This window comes from Pseudomonas sp. IT-232MI5 (assembly GCF_949767845.1).
In the GTDB taxonomy this organism is placed as follows: Bacteria; Pseudomonadota; Gammaproteobacteria; order Pseudomonadales; family Pseudomonadaceae; genus Aquipseudomonas.
The window spans coordinates 18,947-34,813 of sequence record NZ_CATKQE010000022.1 but is presented as its reverse complement, the minus strand read 5'-3'; the positions used below and the strand labels follow the sequence as shown (position 1 = coordinate 34,813).

15 protein-coding genes are annotated in these 15,867 nt (G+C 56.5%); 11 read left to right on the top strand and 4 right to left on the bottom strand.

Features of this window, described 5'->3' with window-relative positions; all coding sequences use genetic code 11:
* Positions 1 to 39 precede the first annotated feature (39 nt).
* Positions 40 to 546: a hypothetical protein gene (locus tag ACM6JQ_RS13435; protein ID WP_095111427.1), complete on the top strand. Its 507-nt coding sequence runs from the start codon at positions 40 to 42 to the stop codon at positions 544 to 546.
* A 772-nt stretch (positions 547 to 1,318) separates the two neighbouring features.
* Positions 1,319 to 1,678 carry a DUF6124 family protein gene (locus tag ACM6JQ_RS13430; RefSeq protein WP_095111426.1) on the top strand — a complete coding sequence of 120 codons (360 nt, stop codon included), beginning with the start codon at positions 1,319 to 1,321 and terminating at the stop codon, positions 1,676 to 1,678.
* A 299-nt stretch (positions 1,679 to 1,977) separates the two neighbouring features.
* Here the strand turns inward: ACM6JQ_RS13430 and ACM6JQ_RS13425 are convergent, their stop codons facing one another.
* Entirely contained in the window at positions 1,978 to 2,460 is a 483-nt protein-coding gene (locus tag ACM6JQ_RS13425) for a GNAT family N-acetyltransferase (protein WP_095111832.1), read from the bottom strand.
* Between the two features lie 541 nt (positions 2,461 to 3,001).
* Between ACM6JQ_RS13425 and ACM6JQ_RS13420 the strand changes: the two genes are divergently transcribed.
* Complete coding sequence (locus ACM6JQ_RS13420) at positions 3,002 to 3,361, top strand: DUF6124 family protein (RefSeq protein WP_095111425.1); 360 nt, start codon at positions 3,002 to 3,004, stop codon at positions 3,359 to 3,361.
* A gap of 270 nt (positions 3,362 to 3,631) precedes the next feature.
* Here ACM6JQ_RS13420 and ACM6JQ_RS13415 read toward each other — a convergent pair whose 3' ends face one another.
* Together ACM6JQ_RS13415 and ACM6JQ_RS13410 are read right to left on the bottom strand one after the other, a co-directional pair.
* Positions 3,632 to 4,201, bottom strand: coding sequence for a LemA family protein (locus ACM6JQ_RS13415; RefSeq protein WP_095111424.1), 570 nt, complete (start codon positions 4,199 to 4,201; stop codon positions 3,632 to 3,634).
* Between the two features lie 3 nt (positions 4,202 to 4,204).
* A complete protein-coding gene (locus tag ACM6JQ_RS13410) occupies positions 4,205 to 5,314 on the bottom strand; it encodes a hypothetical protein (RefSeq protein ID WP_095111423.1) in 1,110 nt (369 codons plus the stop codon).
* 758 nt (positions 5,315 to 6,072) lie between these two features.
* Between ACM6JQ_RS13410 and ACM6JQ_RS13405 the strand changes: the two genes are divergently transcribed.
* From ACM6JQ_RS13405 to ACM6JQ_RS13395, 3 genes are read left to right on the top strand one after another with little or no spacing between them, the layout of a single operon-like run.
* Positions 6,073 to 7,170 (top strand): SagB/ThcOx family dehydrogenase, encoded by a 1,098-nt coding sequence (locus ACM6JQ_RS13405; RefSeq protein WP_414893978.1) that lies wholly within the window; start codon positions 6,073 to 6,075, stop codon positions 7,168 to 7,170.
* The gene (locus ACM6JQ_RS13400) at positions 7,163 to 8,122 is read left to right on the top strand and encodes a diiron oxygenase (RefSeq protein WP_256588316.1); all 960 of its coding nucleotides are present in this window, start codon (positions 7,163 to 7,165) and stop codon (positions 8,120 to 8,122) included. Before ACM6JQ_RS13405 ends, ACM6JQ_RS13400 begins: the two co-directional genes overlap by 8 nt.
* A gap of 19 nt (positions 8,123 to 8,141) precedes the next feature.
* Positions 8,142 to 9,356, top strand: a complete 1,215-nt coding sequence (locus ACM6JQ_RS13395; protein ID WP_007919039.1) for an MFS transporter — start codon at positions 8,142 to 8,144, stop codon at positions 9,354 to 9,356.
* Between the two features lie 381 nt (positions 9,357 to 9,737).
* Here ACM6JQ_RS13395 and gspI read toward each other — a convergent pair whose 3' ends face one another.
* A complete protein-coding gene (gspI, locus tag ACM6JQ_RS13390) occupies positions 9,738 to 10,124 on the bottom strand; it encodes a type II secretion system minor pseudopilin GspI (protein ID WP_185051909.1) in 387 nt (128 codons plus the stop codon).
* A 147-nt stretch (positions 10,125 to 10,271) separates the two neighbouring features.
* Here gspI and gspG point away from each other — a divergent pair, with 147 nt between their 5' ends.
* From gspG to gspD, 5 genes are read left to right on the top strand one after another with little or no spacing between them, the layout of a single operon-like run.
* Positions 10,272 to 10,730: a type II secretion system major pseudopilin GspG gene (gspG, locus tag ACM6JQ_RS13385; protein WP_038368790.1), complete on the top strand. Its 459-nt coding sequence runs from the start codon at positions 10,272 to 10,274 to the stop codon at positions 10,728 to 10,730.
* Positions 10,731 to 10,738: 8 nt separating this feature from the next.
* The gene (gspK, locus tag ACM6JQ_RS13380) at positions 10,739 to 11,698 is read left to right on the top strand and encodes a type II secretion system minor pseudopilin GspK (RefSeq protein ID WP_414893977.1); all 960 of its coding nucleotides are present in this window, start codon (positions 10,739 to 10,741) and stop codon (positions 11,696 to 11,698) included.
* Positions 11,695 to 12,873, top strand: a complete 1,179-nt coding sequence (gene gspL / locus ACM6JQ_RS13375; protein ID WP_414893976.1) for a type II secretion system protein GspL — start codon at positions 11,695 to 11,697, stop codon at positions 12,871 to 12,873. The genes gspK and gspL overlap by 4 nt, the downstream gene beginning before the upstream one ends.
* Positions 12,866 to 13,411: a type II secretion system protein GspM gene (gene gspM, locus ACM6JQ_RS13370; RefSeq protein WP_414893975.1), complete on the top strand. Its 546-nt coding sequence runs from the start codon at positions 12,866 to 12,868 to the stop codon at positions 13,409 to 13,411. The genes gspL and gspM overlap by 8 nt, the downstream gene beginning before the upstream one ends.
* Positions 13,408 to 15,774 carry a type II secretion system secretin GspD gene (gspD, locus tag ACM6JQ_RS13365; protein ID WP_414893974.1) on the top strand — a complete coding sequence of 789 codons (2,367 nt, stop codon included), beginning with the start codon at positions 13,408 to 13,410 and terminating at the stop codon, positions 15,772 to 15,774. Before gspM ends, gspD begins: the two co-directional genes overlap by 4 nt.
* Positions 15,775 to 15,867: the final 93 nt, after the last annotated feature.

Below are 15,867 nucleotides of genomic sequence, written 5' to 3'. Positions count from 1 at the left end.
TTAATTGACAAGCCAATACGACTAGGATACAGCGCCTGTATGGATATCGAACCAACACTACATGCCGAATGGATCAAACTTTTACCGATTATAGTGGGAGGAACATTAACGCTGCTTGGCGGAATTTCCGCCCAGCTTGTTACTCAATTTATATCGGCACGTCGTGATCGAAAGAAATTTTTGGCTGGAAAATTAGAGGATATTGCTAGGGCCGTTTCAGCATACTCCGCGTGGATATCAGAAAAGCAAAATACACTTCTTTTCAAGGACGAAGCACACGACTCGCCCTCGCCTCTAGATGAAGCTGTCCTGCTTCAGCGCTTATATTTTCCAGAACTCCACGGAGAGATCTTAGCGCTGATGCAAGCTTCCATTCCCTTGTTAGAACTCATTGGAAAACAATCGGTAGCACGAAAAGAAAATTTCGATTTGTGGCTGAAAAAATTCGACAATAGTGACTATGAATCAGGCTATAAGATCCACCTTCAGGCCTTAAGCGCAACCATTAAGAAGTGCAGAGATATCGCTGAAAGTGGCCTTAAATGATTGTGTCTATCTAGTACGCCATTCATGCACAAGTCTTCGCGATTGCGGAACGCGGACGCCGGGCATCACCATTGACCTGCAACGCAGAGGCAATCCCTGGTATCCGCCCAAACTTGCCTCCAATTTTATTATTCGTAGCATCGACCCAATCCCACATTCGATGGCGGTCTACTTTCGCACCGAAGAGCGATCCCAGACCCATTTCAGTCCTGTATGGCCTTTTTTCAGACGTCAAAAACCACAAGCCTCCGACTTTCTCTATGAGAATCAGTGGCTTGCGTTTACTGAATGGAGCGGTGAAGGAGAAATTCGAACTCCACCAAACTTTGGCCATCATAAATGCTCTTCAGGACTCACGTTAGAGTCCGCTTCTGGCCGAAAGCAGACTGTCAGCACTGCATCTTTCGGCCGGAACCGGTCACGCCAATGTTTAAAAAGACATCTCCAGACACTCTCGCAGGCTACACATCCTTGCGCCTTTGCCTACAGCTACGCCAGAATCCGCCGGCTTGTGCGCTTTTGGGTCGGATTCTATTGTGGTCCGGTCGCTGACGAATCAGCGATCGGGTTTGGTAGCCCGGCTTAGACTTGGCGCATAGCGTCACCCGATACAGGCCTTTTTGGGGCTGTGTATTTATGGTGGTCATGCGCAGGGCGTCTTCGGGCGCGCCGGTTCTCCAAGTCACCGGTCTACCAACCTTCGTATGGCCACCACCCCTTCGTTTGGTAGCGAAAGATGATGGCTCCTTTTCTATGATTTGGAGATTCACTCATGATCAAACCAACACCCAACCCGCCCGAAACCGCCTCGGTTTCCCCCTACGAATCCATCGATTCCAAAAAACTCAACGAAGCCGCCGACCGCGCGCTTGACCATTACCTCTGTCCGCCCGGTTCCACTCCGCCCCCACGTAAAAACCGTGGAATGTACGCCGTGACGGCGGACAACAAAACCGAAGAACTGCTGGTCGATGCCAGTGCAACACTCGCTTCGGCCAAAACCATCGCCCAAAACGTCTCCAGCCTGTTGCCGGCATCGCAGCGCCATGCGCTGGCGGGGATTGCGCAGTTGATCATGCTCGGGGAGTTGGCGGTGAATAGGGCGCTGGACAATTTGCAATTGCCGGAGTGATGCGGGTGTCGGGATCACCTGGTGATTGATCGGGTGTTCATCCTGGCGCCTTCGCGAGCAGGCTCGCTCCCACAGGGTTTTGTGTTGGTCAGGAATGTTGTGTCCGACGCTGAAACCTTTGGGAGCAGGGCTGGTAGCGATGGCGATGACACATGCGTTGTATCCGTTGCCCGAGCCTTCGGCAGCTCCTACAGGAGGAAAAGGGGACGGATTTATATTTGAAAAATAGATCCGTCCCCTTGAATGCAGATGCCCATCTAACGGTGCAACCTCTGACGGGGAACCGTATCAAGATCTACCTAGTCGCCCAAATCAACGGCATTACCGCTAGCCCGGACATAATAATTATCGAATTCACCGCTTTCGATGAACACGAAGCCATGGCGAGTGTAAAAGCGATTTGAAGCGCTTTCCTTGAGAGCACCCACCTTGATGGGACGCCCGATCTCATCAGCCTCTCTGAAAATCCGAGTAAGAACTTCAGAGCCGATTCCTGCTCCTTGAGCTCTGGGTATCACATACAAGTGGTCAAGCAGCAGCTCGCTCTGCTGGTCTTTGATTACGACAAAACCGACCAGATCACCTAATACTTCTATGCGGCGTGTGCTGTTAGCGTCGAACCCACCAAGAAATCGTTCGCGCGCACGATCTGGGTCAAATCGTCCAAGCCGTTCGAGGCTCTCGCGCATGGCCTCAATCCTGATGGCTACCAGATCTTCCAGGTCGTTATTGGAAGTTGCGCATAAAACGACAGCGGAGTTTTGATCAGCGGAGGCTGGCATAACAAGCACCCTAAACATGGCCGGTCAGTGATTATAGAGAACAGAGTCCGCATAACCACTGCTGCTCGGTTCAATGGAGGCGATGGCTCCCTATCAGCTTCAGGGGGATGTGTTCGCCGGACGCTTACGTCTGTTGGGGCAAGGGGACGGATCTGTGCTGGGGTCCGAGACGCGATGAGGATTCCGATAAACACCAACGTTTAAAAAGACATCTCCAGACACTCTCTCAGGCTACATATCCTTGCGCCTTTGCCTACAGCTACGCCAGAATCCGCCGGCTTGTGCGCCTTGGGGGCGGGTTCTATTGTGGTGCGGTCGCTGACGAATCAGTGATCGGATTTGACCGTCCGCCCAATATCAAGGCGCGCCAGCGTTCTGCACGTGTTCAGGCATTGTCTGAAATCGTGTCGCGGTGGCTGTGCGTGGGACACCTTCGGGTGTGCCGGATTCCTTGATGTCCGGTCGGTCAACCCGCGTACAGCTGCCACCCTGTTTGTTTGACCGCGAACGGTGGCGGCTCCAGTCATCAAGGAGCTTTACCATGATCAAACCAACACCCAATCCGCCCGAATCTAACTGCACGTCTCCCTACGAATCCATCGATTCCAAAAAACTCCACGAAGCCGCCGACCGCGCGCTCGACCATTACCTCTGTCCGCCCGGTTCCACGCCGCCGCCACGTAAAAAACGTGGGATGTATGCCGTGACGGCGGACAACAAAACCGAAGAACTGCTGGTCGATGCCAGTGCAACACTCGCTTCGGCCAAAACCATCGCCCAGAACGTCTCCAGCCTGTTACCGGCATCGCAGCGCCATGCGCTGGCGGGGATTGCGCAGTTGATCATGCTCGGGGAGTTGGCGGTGAATCGGGCGCTGGATAATTTGCAATTGCCGGAGTGATGCGGGTGTCGGGATCACCTTGTGATTGATCGGGTATCCGTTCTGGCGTCTTCGCGAGCAGGCTCGCTCCCACAGGGTTTTGTGCTGATTGCAGATGTTGTGTACGACGCTGAAACGTGTGGGAGCGGGTCGGTTACTTTCCTGCGGCGTTTTCATTTGGTTTGTTGTTGCTTTCGGCATTGCGCCTGGAAAAATCAGCGGCGGATCTGTTCAAGGAGGGAGGTGAGCGACCATCACCCTTGCGGGTGATGGTTCGATGCTTAACGCAGGTTAGATATTCGGGGTGTAAGAGAAACTCTGCGAAGCTTCGGTATCGGTGAATGGCGTGACGCGAGTTTTCTTGTTGAACAGGCCATTGACGACCGAGCCGGGGAACATTTCGATGGCGTTGTTGAACAGTTCGACGTTGCGGTTGTAGATGGTGATGGCTGCGCCGACGTTCTCTTGTTGTTCGGCAATTTCACGCATCATGTTGTTCGCCGCTTCTGATGCTTTCAGGTCAGGGTAGGCCTCGAAAGCGATGCGTAGGCCACCTATCAGCTCCCGGGTGGCGGTTTCAACGGTCGTGAGGGCATTGCCATTGGCGCCCGCAGGCAGGGCGTTGACCGCGCTGCGAAGGCCGGTGATCTTTTCCAGGAGGCTGGCCTCATAGACCATGAAATCTGCGAGCACTTTTTGAAGCTGGTCGAGAACTTTGGTCTTCTGGCGTTCGTAAACGAGGACGTCCGACCATGCACGTTGTACTCGGTTGTGTCCCCCGATAATGCCGTTATAAATGCTGAAGCCCGCTACGATTATGACGACAGCGATAACAGCGGAGAGGATGAGTGCAATGTCCATGGCTTACTTCTCTTGGCGTTGTTTTGGGGGAGTGGCGGTAAAGGTAAAGTTGTCATCGTGCAGCTCACTGAGTGCATGGCTCCATTGGAGCGCAGACATCAGACGCGGCAGTTCGATACCGGCAGAAATTTCTTCGTAAAAATTGTTGGGCGAAGCCAGCGAATACTGGGCACCGAACGCGAACAGGTCGTTGCTCTCAAAACTTAGGCAGAGCTCTCCACTGTCGGAGAACTCCAGGTTCGGACGATGGAGGATGTCGAACAGCTTCAGCAAGTGGAGCACCGTCGAAGGCTTGATGAATTTCGCACAAAGCATCTCGCTGCGACCGGTCAAACGGAACGCTTTATTGAAATCCGTAGAAGCCGTGTCCATGGGATGCGAATAGTCGTTCTGGGACTGGTAATCAGATCTGACCGATATTCCGGTGACCCATGGAAAGTCGATGACCAAACTGTAGCGATCGTAGTGGTCATAAACCACTCGAGTCTCGGTTTTGGTATTGCCCTTTTCGTCGGTAACCGTGGTATGCACCTCGCGTCGGTTGACATAGTGCAGCTGGCGGTACGTGAAAGGGAGGTTGCGCAACGTGCCGGTAAATTCACCCTGTATCGACTCGACCAACTTGCGGCTGTAGTCGCCGCGACGGTAATCACCAAATTCCGTGTCCAGCTCTTTGAGGGTTGCGGCTGAGTCTTCTCTCAGGAAAGTCAGTCCGTTGTGGAAGTAGGATGACAGTCGAGCAATTCTTTTACTGAGCGACGGCAACCGATCAGATTTGGATTTCATCCATGCCAGACTCCAAACGGCAATCACGATGCCGAGAAAACCAGTACCCATGCCGAACGAGTCGGGATCAATTTCCAACCGGTAAAAGAACAGAGCGACGCTATGGATGTTCCCAATCCAATAAAGGGCCACAGCGCTCGCAAGCAATAACAGGCCGGTGCCGAAACACCACCATGCGCGTGTGCGATCGAATTCGAGCGGGCCGTTGTACAAGGCGAACTCATGGATCACGTTCAGGAGGTCGGCATTGGATTCAGCCCTGTCAATACTGGCTTCGCTCACCGTCAGCAACTCAGTGAGTCGCGCGTTCTGCGATGCGTTGGGCATGTAGACATCCTTCAGCGAGAGCAAGGTCGAAAACTCACAAAAGCATAGCGATGGTGTCCTGGCCTCACTTCGGATTCAGGGATGCCTGGTGCGGGAGCAATGGTCCGGTTTGAGGATTTGGCTCTATTCATAATCTGTCAGAAACATTGAAAAGGAGTGGACGATACCATTGTCATGCGCTGACCGCTTGTGGCGGATACGTGTCTCTGGAAATGGTCGAGCATTCGGCAGGCAGTAGTCTGTGGCCCCTGTCCGTGCGTCGGGCGTTGTCATGACAGTTACCTCGGCGACCGATTGATAAAGACGCAATCCAGCCGCACGCCATTCTGTCATTTGGTCGATGTCAGTTCAGGCAAAGCGGCGTTTATGAAATTCAGGGCGATTCATATGCTTTGAAAGTGTGCGCTGCAATGGCGCACTTAAATTGTCGGACAATGATCGAACTGGCCGGATTCGGAGACTTTCGTAGCACTATCCCGGTGCGGTTGTATAACAGTTACGCACCAAGTTAAGCGCAAAAAGTTTTTTTGATTTTCATTCTTGACAGCTGTTTTTATTTGTTTAAATCTCACTTCGCCGAATGGTTCGGCTTCATTGAAGATAAGGAGAGTGTCATGACTGTTATTAATCTCGAATCGAAAACCCTGGCTAACTGGACTCAAGCAGCAGGTCCGGTTAAAACCACCGTCAAGTGATGTCAGGGCCCGGAAGAAGTTCTTCCGGGCTTTTTGTTTTTACCAGTCTCAAGGACGAGAGAAGTGCCATCCTATATTAGTGATAATATTTTTTTTCTGATCAAGAATAAGCAATTGGTGCTATGGGACTACCAGGCACACAAGCAATATTCCATCTCTCCTCAGTATCTTTTTCGTTTACTGCATCTCAGCCAAAACCCAGACGTAGAGCCGGATACACAAGATTCGATCGACCAGGAATTGCTGGCCGCCGGGGTAGTGTCAGAGAGCGGATTTCCCGCAATGGAATGGGGCTGGGATGATCTTTCCCGCATCTTTCACGTTGGCACCAGCAAGATCGACTATGCGGCGCGACCGGAAAGTGTCGATGAATGGGCGATAGCCTACCAATCGGCATGTGACGAAGCCTTTACTGTTCCAGTGCCGAGGTTAAGGCATGAGAGTAAGGGTAAAGATACAGGGCACTGTATTGCTCTAACACGACCGGTCACTACTCAGAATTATGACTTGCAAAGTACCTTGTCAAAGCGCCGCAGCGTCAGGGAGTTCCTTCCTGTGGCGCTCACGAAGCAGCAGATAGAATTGATTCTTTATTATTCGCTGGCGTATCTTCCTTCCCGCGGTCTTGCGACTAGCCAGCTGTGCCCTGATGAACTTCGCCATCGCAGAAGTAGCCCATCAGGTGGCGGACTCAATGCCATTGAGGGATATGTTTACATCAACAATGTCGCGCAGATCCCGCCTGGGTTCTATTACTACAATCCTGTCGAACACCAGTTGGAATCCATAAAAACCGATGACGATTTCAGCTTGGGTCATGCACTCAACGGCCAATTTTTCGCGGAAGATATTCCGTTCGGTATTTTTCTGACGTGCCAGTTTGACCGGCTATGGTGGAAGTATCCGCACTCAAGGGCCTACCGCGTCGCGCTGCTGGACGCCGGTCATATTTCCCAGACCGTGCAGCTTGTTTCAACTGCCTTGGGCCTTGGGACTTGGGTCTCTGCCGCTATTGATGAGGCTTGTCTGGAGCCGATTCTGGGCGATTCCCATCAGTCAGCTCCTTTGTTGTTTGTCGGTGCCGGGGTTAGCACCGGCAGGGACATGCCGGTGGCTTTGGAAGCGCTGCATGCCAGCGGAGGCGCACGAGAAAATGATTAAGCAAGAGTGCTCAATCGACAGCGATGCGTTGATGGTCTTCCTGGACTGGAACGAGGCCGCCACCGTGCGTTCGCGGCCTAACGCCTATGACCTGTCGGGTTGGGCGCAGGGCGGCGAACAGCACAAAGACTGGTTTGTGCCGACGGCAACTCCCTGGTTGGCTGATGAGGCTGTTCATTGCCATGGCGACGCCGTCAGGCAGGCGATATTGGCAAGATATCTGGTGATGTTCCTCGACTACACAACTGAGTTAGAGACCCGCATTGTCAATCGCTCGATCACAACCATTGCTCATGATCGAATCGGTTTGGGTTTGTCTCCAGAGTTGAAACTCACAGGGCTCAAGTTATATGCCGATGAGGCCTACCATGCAGTGATGTCGGCAGATGTCGCCAATCAAGTCAGCGCTATTTATGGAATTGCCAATCGGGAAATTACCTCGGAACGCGTGCAGAACATCCGGGCGCTTGTTAACTCGGTAGAGCCTGCCCATACCGAATTGGCTTGGTTTGTTGTTGGATTTGTTTCTGAAACCGTGATTACAAAAGAATTCCTTAAGATCTCCAGGTCAACGGTTTATACGCCCGTCTACCGGATGCTGCGTGACCATCTTGAGGATGAACTCAAGCACTCACTTTATTTTTCGCATCTTTTTACCATTGTTTGGCAGGGTGCTTCGGACGCTCAGAAAACATTCATGGCGGATTTTATCGTTAAAGCCATCTTCGAATTTTTCAGGCTGCATGAAACATGGTTGTACGAGAACTTGAAGCTGGTGGGCGTTGATGCCGCCAGCGCGCAGGTTATCCATGAAAGGCAGCAAGGCAGCGCGCCTCATCGTGCCAGGGCCAGAGCTGGATGTACCGCAACGATAACGGCGATGAAACGCAGTGGTTTTTTCAAAGAACCGATGAACGTGAAGCGCTTTGCCGAGGCAGGGCTTATCGAATGACAGACAAAGGGAGACTACGGTGAACGTTAAACTCAAATCGCCTTCAAAGGCCTCTGCACTTTTCCTGCTGTCGGTCATGGTCGCACTTGGCGTATTCCCGCTCGATGTATTACTGCCGTCTTATCCGGCTCTGGCGGATGCGTTTGGAATGAAGGTCAATGAAGTCACCTACTTTGTGGCGACATTTGCGGTGGGGTTCTCCATCTCTCAGATCGTTGTAGGGCCGCTGTCCGACAAGTATGGCCGGCCTGTCATGCTCAAACTTGGGTTGGTAGTGTCACTGCTGGGTATTGCGGGCTGCCTGCTGTCCAGCACGCAACTGCAGTTTGCCTTGGCGCGAGTCGTGCAGGGCGCAGGGTGCGGATGTTTTGTGTTGGCTCAAGCGATTGTTCAGGATGTCTTCACGGCTGAAGACCGGCAGCGGATTCGCATTTACATGCTGTCGTTAAGCGGGATTTGTATTTCCTTTTCTCCGTTGTTTGGGACGTATCTGCAGTACGCCCTGAATTGGCAGGGGAGTTTCTACGTGTTTGCTGTGCTGGCTGTGATCTTGCTGGGGCAAACACTGTGGTTTTTTCCCAAATTACCGGATCAGTCGCTAACGTCGCGATCGCAAAAGCTGGAAATTCTCAAGCGTTATGCGGATATCTTCAGCTATAAACCTTTCGTGTATTCGTGGATGACATCGGCTATGGCCTTTTCCTGTCATTTTGGATTCATTGCTATTTCTCCCATCATCTTTCTCGAAACGCTCCGGGTGTCCTCGTTGAGTTACTCATTTGTGCTACTGGCCTACGGAGGCGCCTATGTGGTGGGCGGGTTATTGGCCACCCGGTTATCCAGAACACTGACGATCGACACTCAAATCAAGGTGGGATTGGCTATCTCCGGGCTGTCCGGCCTGATCATGGTGGGGTTGATTCAGTTCCAGCTCTCTATCGCTACAGTGGCCATCCCAATGATCATCTGTACGCTAGGAACGACACTGGTCAGGCCCGCCGCCGCCTCCAGGGCCATGGAGATGTTCAGCGAGAAAGCGGGGGCCTCGTCGGCGGCGGGCGGCACCCTCATGTTCGTGACGGCTGGCGTCGTCAGCGTGCTGCTCGCCGTCGCCCCCTTTCCTCCGCTGGCGAGCCTGTCCGTGTTCATCTTGATCGCAACGGTACTTGGCTATGGTTTCAACAAATGGGGCGTCGCTGAGGACCCGGCGCTTGAGAGCGTTGCTGCCAAGTGACCGCTAGCTGGCAACCCTGGCCCTCACCCCAGCCCTCTCCCGGAGGGAGAGGGGACCGACCGAGGTGTGGCGGGGTGCATCGACCTGGAAGACCGTGGTGATTATGGCTTTGGTGATTCTGGGATTTTGCGAGTAGAAGCGGCCCTCACCCCAGCCCTCTCCCGGAGTGAGAGGGGGCCGACCGAGGTGTCTTGCGGGGTACGTCGACCTGGAAGATTTTGGTGATTATGGTTTTGGTGAAAGACCTTGGCGGTTATGGCTTTTGTGAAAGGCCTTCGATTTGGCTTTGTGAGCTTGGCCATTTTGGATTCAATGAAAGACGTTCAAGTCGGTGTAGCTCTCGAATATCCCCCAATCGGTCTCCTCTCCCTTGGGGGAGGGCTAGGGTGAGGGGCTTTCCGTTCGGGACAACAAGGTCTCAAGCCTGGCCAGCGGCGGCGCATCCTGGCTGCGGTCAAATACCTGGATGCCAATCTTGAGCAACCGTCCATTCTCGGCTGCGCTAATCACCTGCTCACACCGCAACAACAACCGCCCCTGATCACATTCCTGCGCCTTCATCCCCATCGGCAACTTCCCTTCCAACCGCAACTCCGCCATCCGACTCTGCGCTGCAATCATCGCCACCGACCGATCCCGCAAAATCCCACTACTCTGCGTCATCAACCCCGCCACGCGCACAGCCGCCGACATCGCCACGGCAATAATCGCCAGCGCCACCAGCACCTCAATCAACGTGAAACCCGCTTCCCGCGAACGCGCACGCATACATGGCCCAAAACCCAAACCCAGCCCTCGACGCTAACCCCCGTCCTTGACGGCTTGACGACGAAAACACCCGAGGATTTTCAACATCACTGACATATCTTCTTGCAACACTGCGCGTCGAATCGAATCAAGCCAGGGTATGTCGAGATGGATATCGCACCTTTCAAATCGCTTCAGCAACCGATGCGCACGCCGCGTGGGCAGCAGGGTTTTACCCTGATCGAGATCATGGTGGTCGTGGTGATTCTGGGGATTCTGGCGGCGATGGTGGTGCCCAAGGTGCTCGATCGGCCGGATCAGGCACGGGCGACGGCGGCGAAGCAGGATATTGGTGGGTTGATGCAGGCGTTGAAGTTGTATCGCCTCGATCACGGCACTTACCCGAGCATGAACCAAGGGCTGAAGGTGTTGGTGGAGCGGCCGGCGGATGCGAAGAACAGCAATTGGCGCTCGTACCTGGAGCGCTTGCCGAACGATCCGTGGGGGCGTCCTTATCAGTACCTCAACCCCGGCGCCAATGGCGAGATCGACATCTTTTCCCTCGGTGCCGACGGTCAGCCGGACGGCGACGGCGTGAATGCCGATATCGGTTCCTGGCAGTTGTAAGGCCGGCCATGAACAGCCGCTCGCCTGAGGGGGCGAAGCAACAGGGCATGGCGATTATCAGCGCGTTGTTGATTGCGGCCGTGGTGGCGGTGATTGCGGCGGGCATGTTGACGCGCCAGAGCGTGTCGACCCGGGCGCTGGAGGCGGATCAGCAGCGTGTGCAGGGGCGTTGGCTGGTGCTGGGCGGGTTGGAGATCAGCCGTCAATTGCTGTGGGACGCACGTCAACGCGATCCGTTGACCCGGCTCGATCAGCCGTGGGCGCAGCGGCTCTCCGCGCAAGGTTTTGAAGGGCGGCTGGAGGATGAGCAGGGCAAGTTCAACCTGCGCAATTTGGTGGCCAATGAGCGGGTGGATGAGGCGCAGGTCGCGGCGTTTCAGCGCTTGTGTGAGTTGATCGGGGTCAGCGCCGGGTTGAGTCAGCGCATCAGTCAGCGGGTGATTGCCTCGTACCCGCGACTGCTGAAAGCGCAGATGGCCGAGGCGCCGAAAAGTGGTTTCGACAGTGGTCGCGCCACTTCGCCCAACGCTTCACACAAACCGCAGAATCCGACGCTGCCGATGCTGCGCAGCATCGATGATCTGCGCAGTGTCGACGGCGTGAATGAGGCGGTGATGGGCAAGCTGGCGCCGTACCTGACGGTGATCCCCGCAACCACTTGGCTCAACGGCAACACCGCCACCGCGCCAGTTTTGGCTGCTTACGTGCCGGGGCTGTCGTTGGAGCGTGCCAATGCGCTGATCGCCGAGCGCGATGCCGGGCGCTGGTTTATCAACCGTGGCGATTTCGTTAACCGCTTGCGCCTGCCGCAACTGGAGCTGACCAGCGTCAAGGTCGGCATCACCAGTGACTGGTTTCGCCTGCGCGGTGAGGCGCGGCGCGATCAGCGGCGGGTCAGTCTTGAGGCGTTGCTGCATCGCAGCCAGGACCGCTTGCCGCAGGTGATTTGGTCGCGGGTGGGCGTATGAGCCAGTTGAAAGTGGCGTTGCCGCCCTTGGCGGAGCTGGATCTGCACAGTCAATTGCATTGCGCCTGGCTGGATCGTCAGGGCCAGGTCACGCGGGAAGAACGCCTCAGCCTGAGCCAGTTGAGTCAGCTGTCGAAACTGCCGCCGCTGGTGTGTTTTCTGCACCCGGCTGACAGCCTTTTGGCGAGTCTCGATTTGCCACCGCTGCCGGCGAACAAGATTGTCGCGGCGGTGCAGTGTGCGGCGCAGGCCTTGATGCTGGGCGACAGCAGTGAGATGCACATCGCGCACAGTTCGCGGGACGAGGCCGGGCAGGTGCAGATCGCCTGGGCGCCTCGGCAGCAGTTATTGAGTTTTGGGCAATTGCTGAAAAGCGCTGGGTTGAACCTGCGCGGTCTCTACCCGGCGCCGTACCGTTTGCCGGTGCTGCCCGGCACCGTCGCTTGCGTGCAGGACGGGCATCTGTTGTTGCGCGATAGCGTGCAAGTGGCGCGGGTGCAGCCGTTGTTCGATGACGGACTCGACGGTGTTGTGTGGGAACCGGGCATCACTTTGCACTGGATCGGTGATCAACCGCCGCCGGGCGCTGAACTGCCGATGGCGGAGGCGCAGCGTTGGACTGGGCCGTTGCCCGGTTGGGGGCTGCATGGCGCGGTCCAGCAACAAAAAACCGAGCATCGCGGCTGGGGCAGGGCAATCGCCCTGTCAGCGTTGGCCGTGGCCGTTTGGGTGATCGGTTTGAATCTGTATGCCGCCCGTGAGGCGAGTCAGGGCCAGCAGCTGAAAGCCCAGATGAACCTGCGGGTAAAGCAGGCCTTTCCCGAGTTGCCGGTGATCCTCAACCCGTTGCAACAGGCCCGTCAGCAATTGGCGGCGCGGCAAAAGGGCGCGGCGGATGATCCGGCGCAGACGTTCAATCGTCTGGTGTTGCAGGCCGGTAGCGGTATGCCGTCGATGGCCGGCAGTGTCGAGCGGCTGGTGTTTGTCGACGGTGCCTTGCAACTGAGTCTGCTGAGTGAAGCCCGTCGTGGCGGCAATGATCAGGAGTGGCAAAGCACCTTGGCCCAGGCCGGCATCAGCGTCACTGCCGATGACGAGGGTTGGACCTTGCGTCCGGCCACTGAAGCCAGCCCAAGTGAAAGCGATGACAGCGGCGGAGCAGAAGAAGATGAATAAGGCCTCGCTCGCGCTGTACCGCGCCAAGTGGCAACGCTTCAAAGCTCAGGTGCAGGCGCGTTGGCAGCCGTTGGCCCTGCGTGAAAAACGCATGGTTGCCGGCATGGCCATAGCGCTGATCGGCCTGCTGCTGTGGGTCGCGCTGATCCAGCCGCCGCTGAGGAAAATCACCTATTGGCAAACCGAGACGCCAAAGCTGCGCGCGCAGACCGAAGCGCTGGAAGTGCTGCTGCGCGAAGTCAGCGTGCGCCCGGACGGGCAAAGCGTGGCGCAGTCTCTGGAGCAGACCCTTCAGGCCAGTGGCCTGGCGGGGCATTACCAATTACAGGAGGCACAGGGTGCCTGGCAGTTGACCTTCGACGCGGCGCCGGCCGATGCCGTGCTCGACTGGCTGTTGAGCAACCCGGCACAACTTTCTCTGCAAGTGGTCGAGGCCCGTTTGCAACGCGCAGACAACCCCTCGACCGAAGTCACCGCCGGCACTTTGTCAGGCACCGTTCGCATGGATCAGGCGCTGGGCGCTAAGGAAGCTTCATGAAGGGGTCAGGATCCAAACCGGCACGTCTGGCGTTGCCGATGTTGCTGATGGCGTTGAGCGCGTGCAGCAACACCAGCACACCGCAAAACCAGCCGCCATTGCTGGTCGACAGTGAACTCGGGCGGCCGCTGGCCAACACCCAGCGTAGCGGCGACGCGGTGCTCGACCGCGAACGCGCACAGGCCCAAGCGCGCCCGGCGCCCAAGCAATTGCACAACATCAGCAAGAGTGCGCGCAGTGGTGCGGCGTCGTCGGGCATCGCGTTGCCGAGCAATCCGTTGGGTGATCAACCAGTGACGCTGAATTTTGTCGACGCCGATATTCAAGCGGTGGTACGGGCGTTGGCGCGATCGACCGGGCAGCAGTTTTTGGTCGATCCTCGGGTGAAGGGCACGCTGACGCTGGTCTCGGAAGGTCAGGTGCCGGCGCGGCAGGCTTACGACATGTTGCTGGCGGCGTTGCGCATGCAGGGTTTCAGTGTGGTCGATGTCGGCGGTGTCGCGCAGGTGGTGCCGGAGGCGGATGCGAAGTTGCTCGGCGGGCCGATCTACAGCGCTGACAAACCGGCGGGCAATGGCATGCTCACGCGCACGTTTCGCCTGCAATACGAGAACGCGGTGAACCTGATTCCGGTGCTGCGGCCGATCGTTTCGCCGAATAATCCGATCAACGCCTATCCCGGCAATAACACCATTGTCATCACCGATTACGCCGAGAACCTGACCCGCGTTGCGCAGTTGATCGCGAGCATTGATTCGCCGAGTGCGATTGACACCGATGTGGTGCAGATCCAGAACGGCATTGCAGCTGACATCGCGCCGATGGTGGCGGATTTGCTCGATGCGCCGGGCAATGATCCGACGCAGAAAATCGCCGTGATCGGTGACCCGCGTTCCAACACCATCATCATTCGCGCCGGCAGCCCGGAGCGCACGGAGTTGGCGCGCAACCTGATCTACAAACTGGATAACGCGCAGAGCAATCCGAGCAATCTGCACGTGGTTTATCTGCGTAACGCCCAAGCGGCGAAACTGGCGCAGGCCTTGCGCGGTTTGCTCACGGGCGAAAGTGATAGCGGCACCAGTGACAGTGCGCGGTCGGTGCTCAGTGCCATGGGCGCAAGTACCGGCGGCAGCGCTGGGCAGAATGGCCAGAGCGGCACGCAAACCAGCGGCATGACATCGACCAGCAATAGCAGCGGCAGTGCCGGTGGCAGTTACGCACAAGGCAGTGGCGGCACCAGTAGCAGCGGTAATCAGGCGAGCGAACAGAACGTCGCCTTCAGTGCCGGCGGCGTAACGATTCAGGCCGACGCCACCACCAACACCTTGCTGATTTCCGCGCCGGAGCCGTTGTATCGCAACCTGCGCGAGGTGATCGATCTGCTCGACCAGCGCCGCGCGCAAGTAGTGATCGAAAGCCTGATCGTCGAAGTCGGCGAGGACGATGCCAGTGAGTTCGGCGTGCAATGGCAGACCGGCAACCTCGGCGGCAAAGGCGTGATCGGTGGCGCGAATCTGGGTGGTTCGGGGATCAACACCAACGGCAAGACCAGCATCGACGTGCTGCCGCAGGGTTTGAACCTGGGCTACGTCAACGGCACCGTCGACATTCCCGGCATCGGCAAGATTCTTGACCTGAAGGTGCTGGCCCGGGCCTTGAAAAGCAAGGGCGGCACCAACGTACTGTCAACGCCGAACCTGCTGACCCTGGACAACGAAGCGGCGAGTATTTTTGTTGGCCAGACCATTCCGTTTGTCAGCGGCAGTTACGTGACTGGCGGTGGCGGCACCAGCAATAACCCGTTCCAGACTGTGACCCGGGAAGAGGTTGGACTGAAGCTCAACGTGCGCCCGCAGATTTCCGAGGGCGGTACGGTGAAGCTCGATATCTATCAGGAAGTCAGCAGCATTGATGAGCGGGCTTCGGCCAGTTCGACGTCAGCGGGGATCGTCACCAACAAACGCGCGATCGACACCAGCATCCTCCTTGATGACGGGCAGATCATGGTCCTCGGCGGGTTGCTGCAGGATGGTTATAGCCAGAGCAATGACGCGGTGCCGTGGCTGGGCAGTCTGCCGGGGATTGGCGCGCTGTTTCGCAACGAGCGCCGGGCGATTACCAAGACCAACCTGATGGTCTTTCTGCGTCCGTACATCATTCGCGACAGCGAAGCGGGGCGCAGCATAACCCTCAACCGTTACGACTTCATGCGCCGCGCCCAGGGTGGTTTGCAGCCGGAGCGCAGCTGGGCAATGCCGGACATGCAGGCGCCACAGTTGCCGACAGCGGCGCAGGGCGTACCGGCGGTTTTACCGGGGTCGGGTCCGCGCGCCACTATCAAAGCGGTGCCCATCCAATGATTCCGCCATCGCCTCTTGATCTGGAAAACCGATTTGTAGGAGCTGCCGAAGGCTGCGATCTTTTGATCCTGCTCTTCGACGGACCCAAACGAC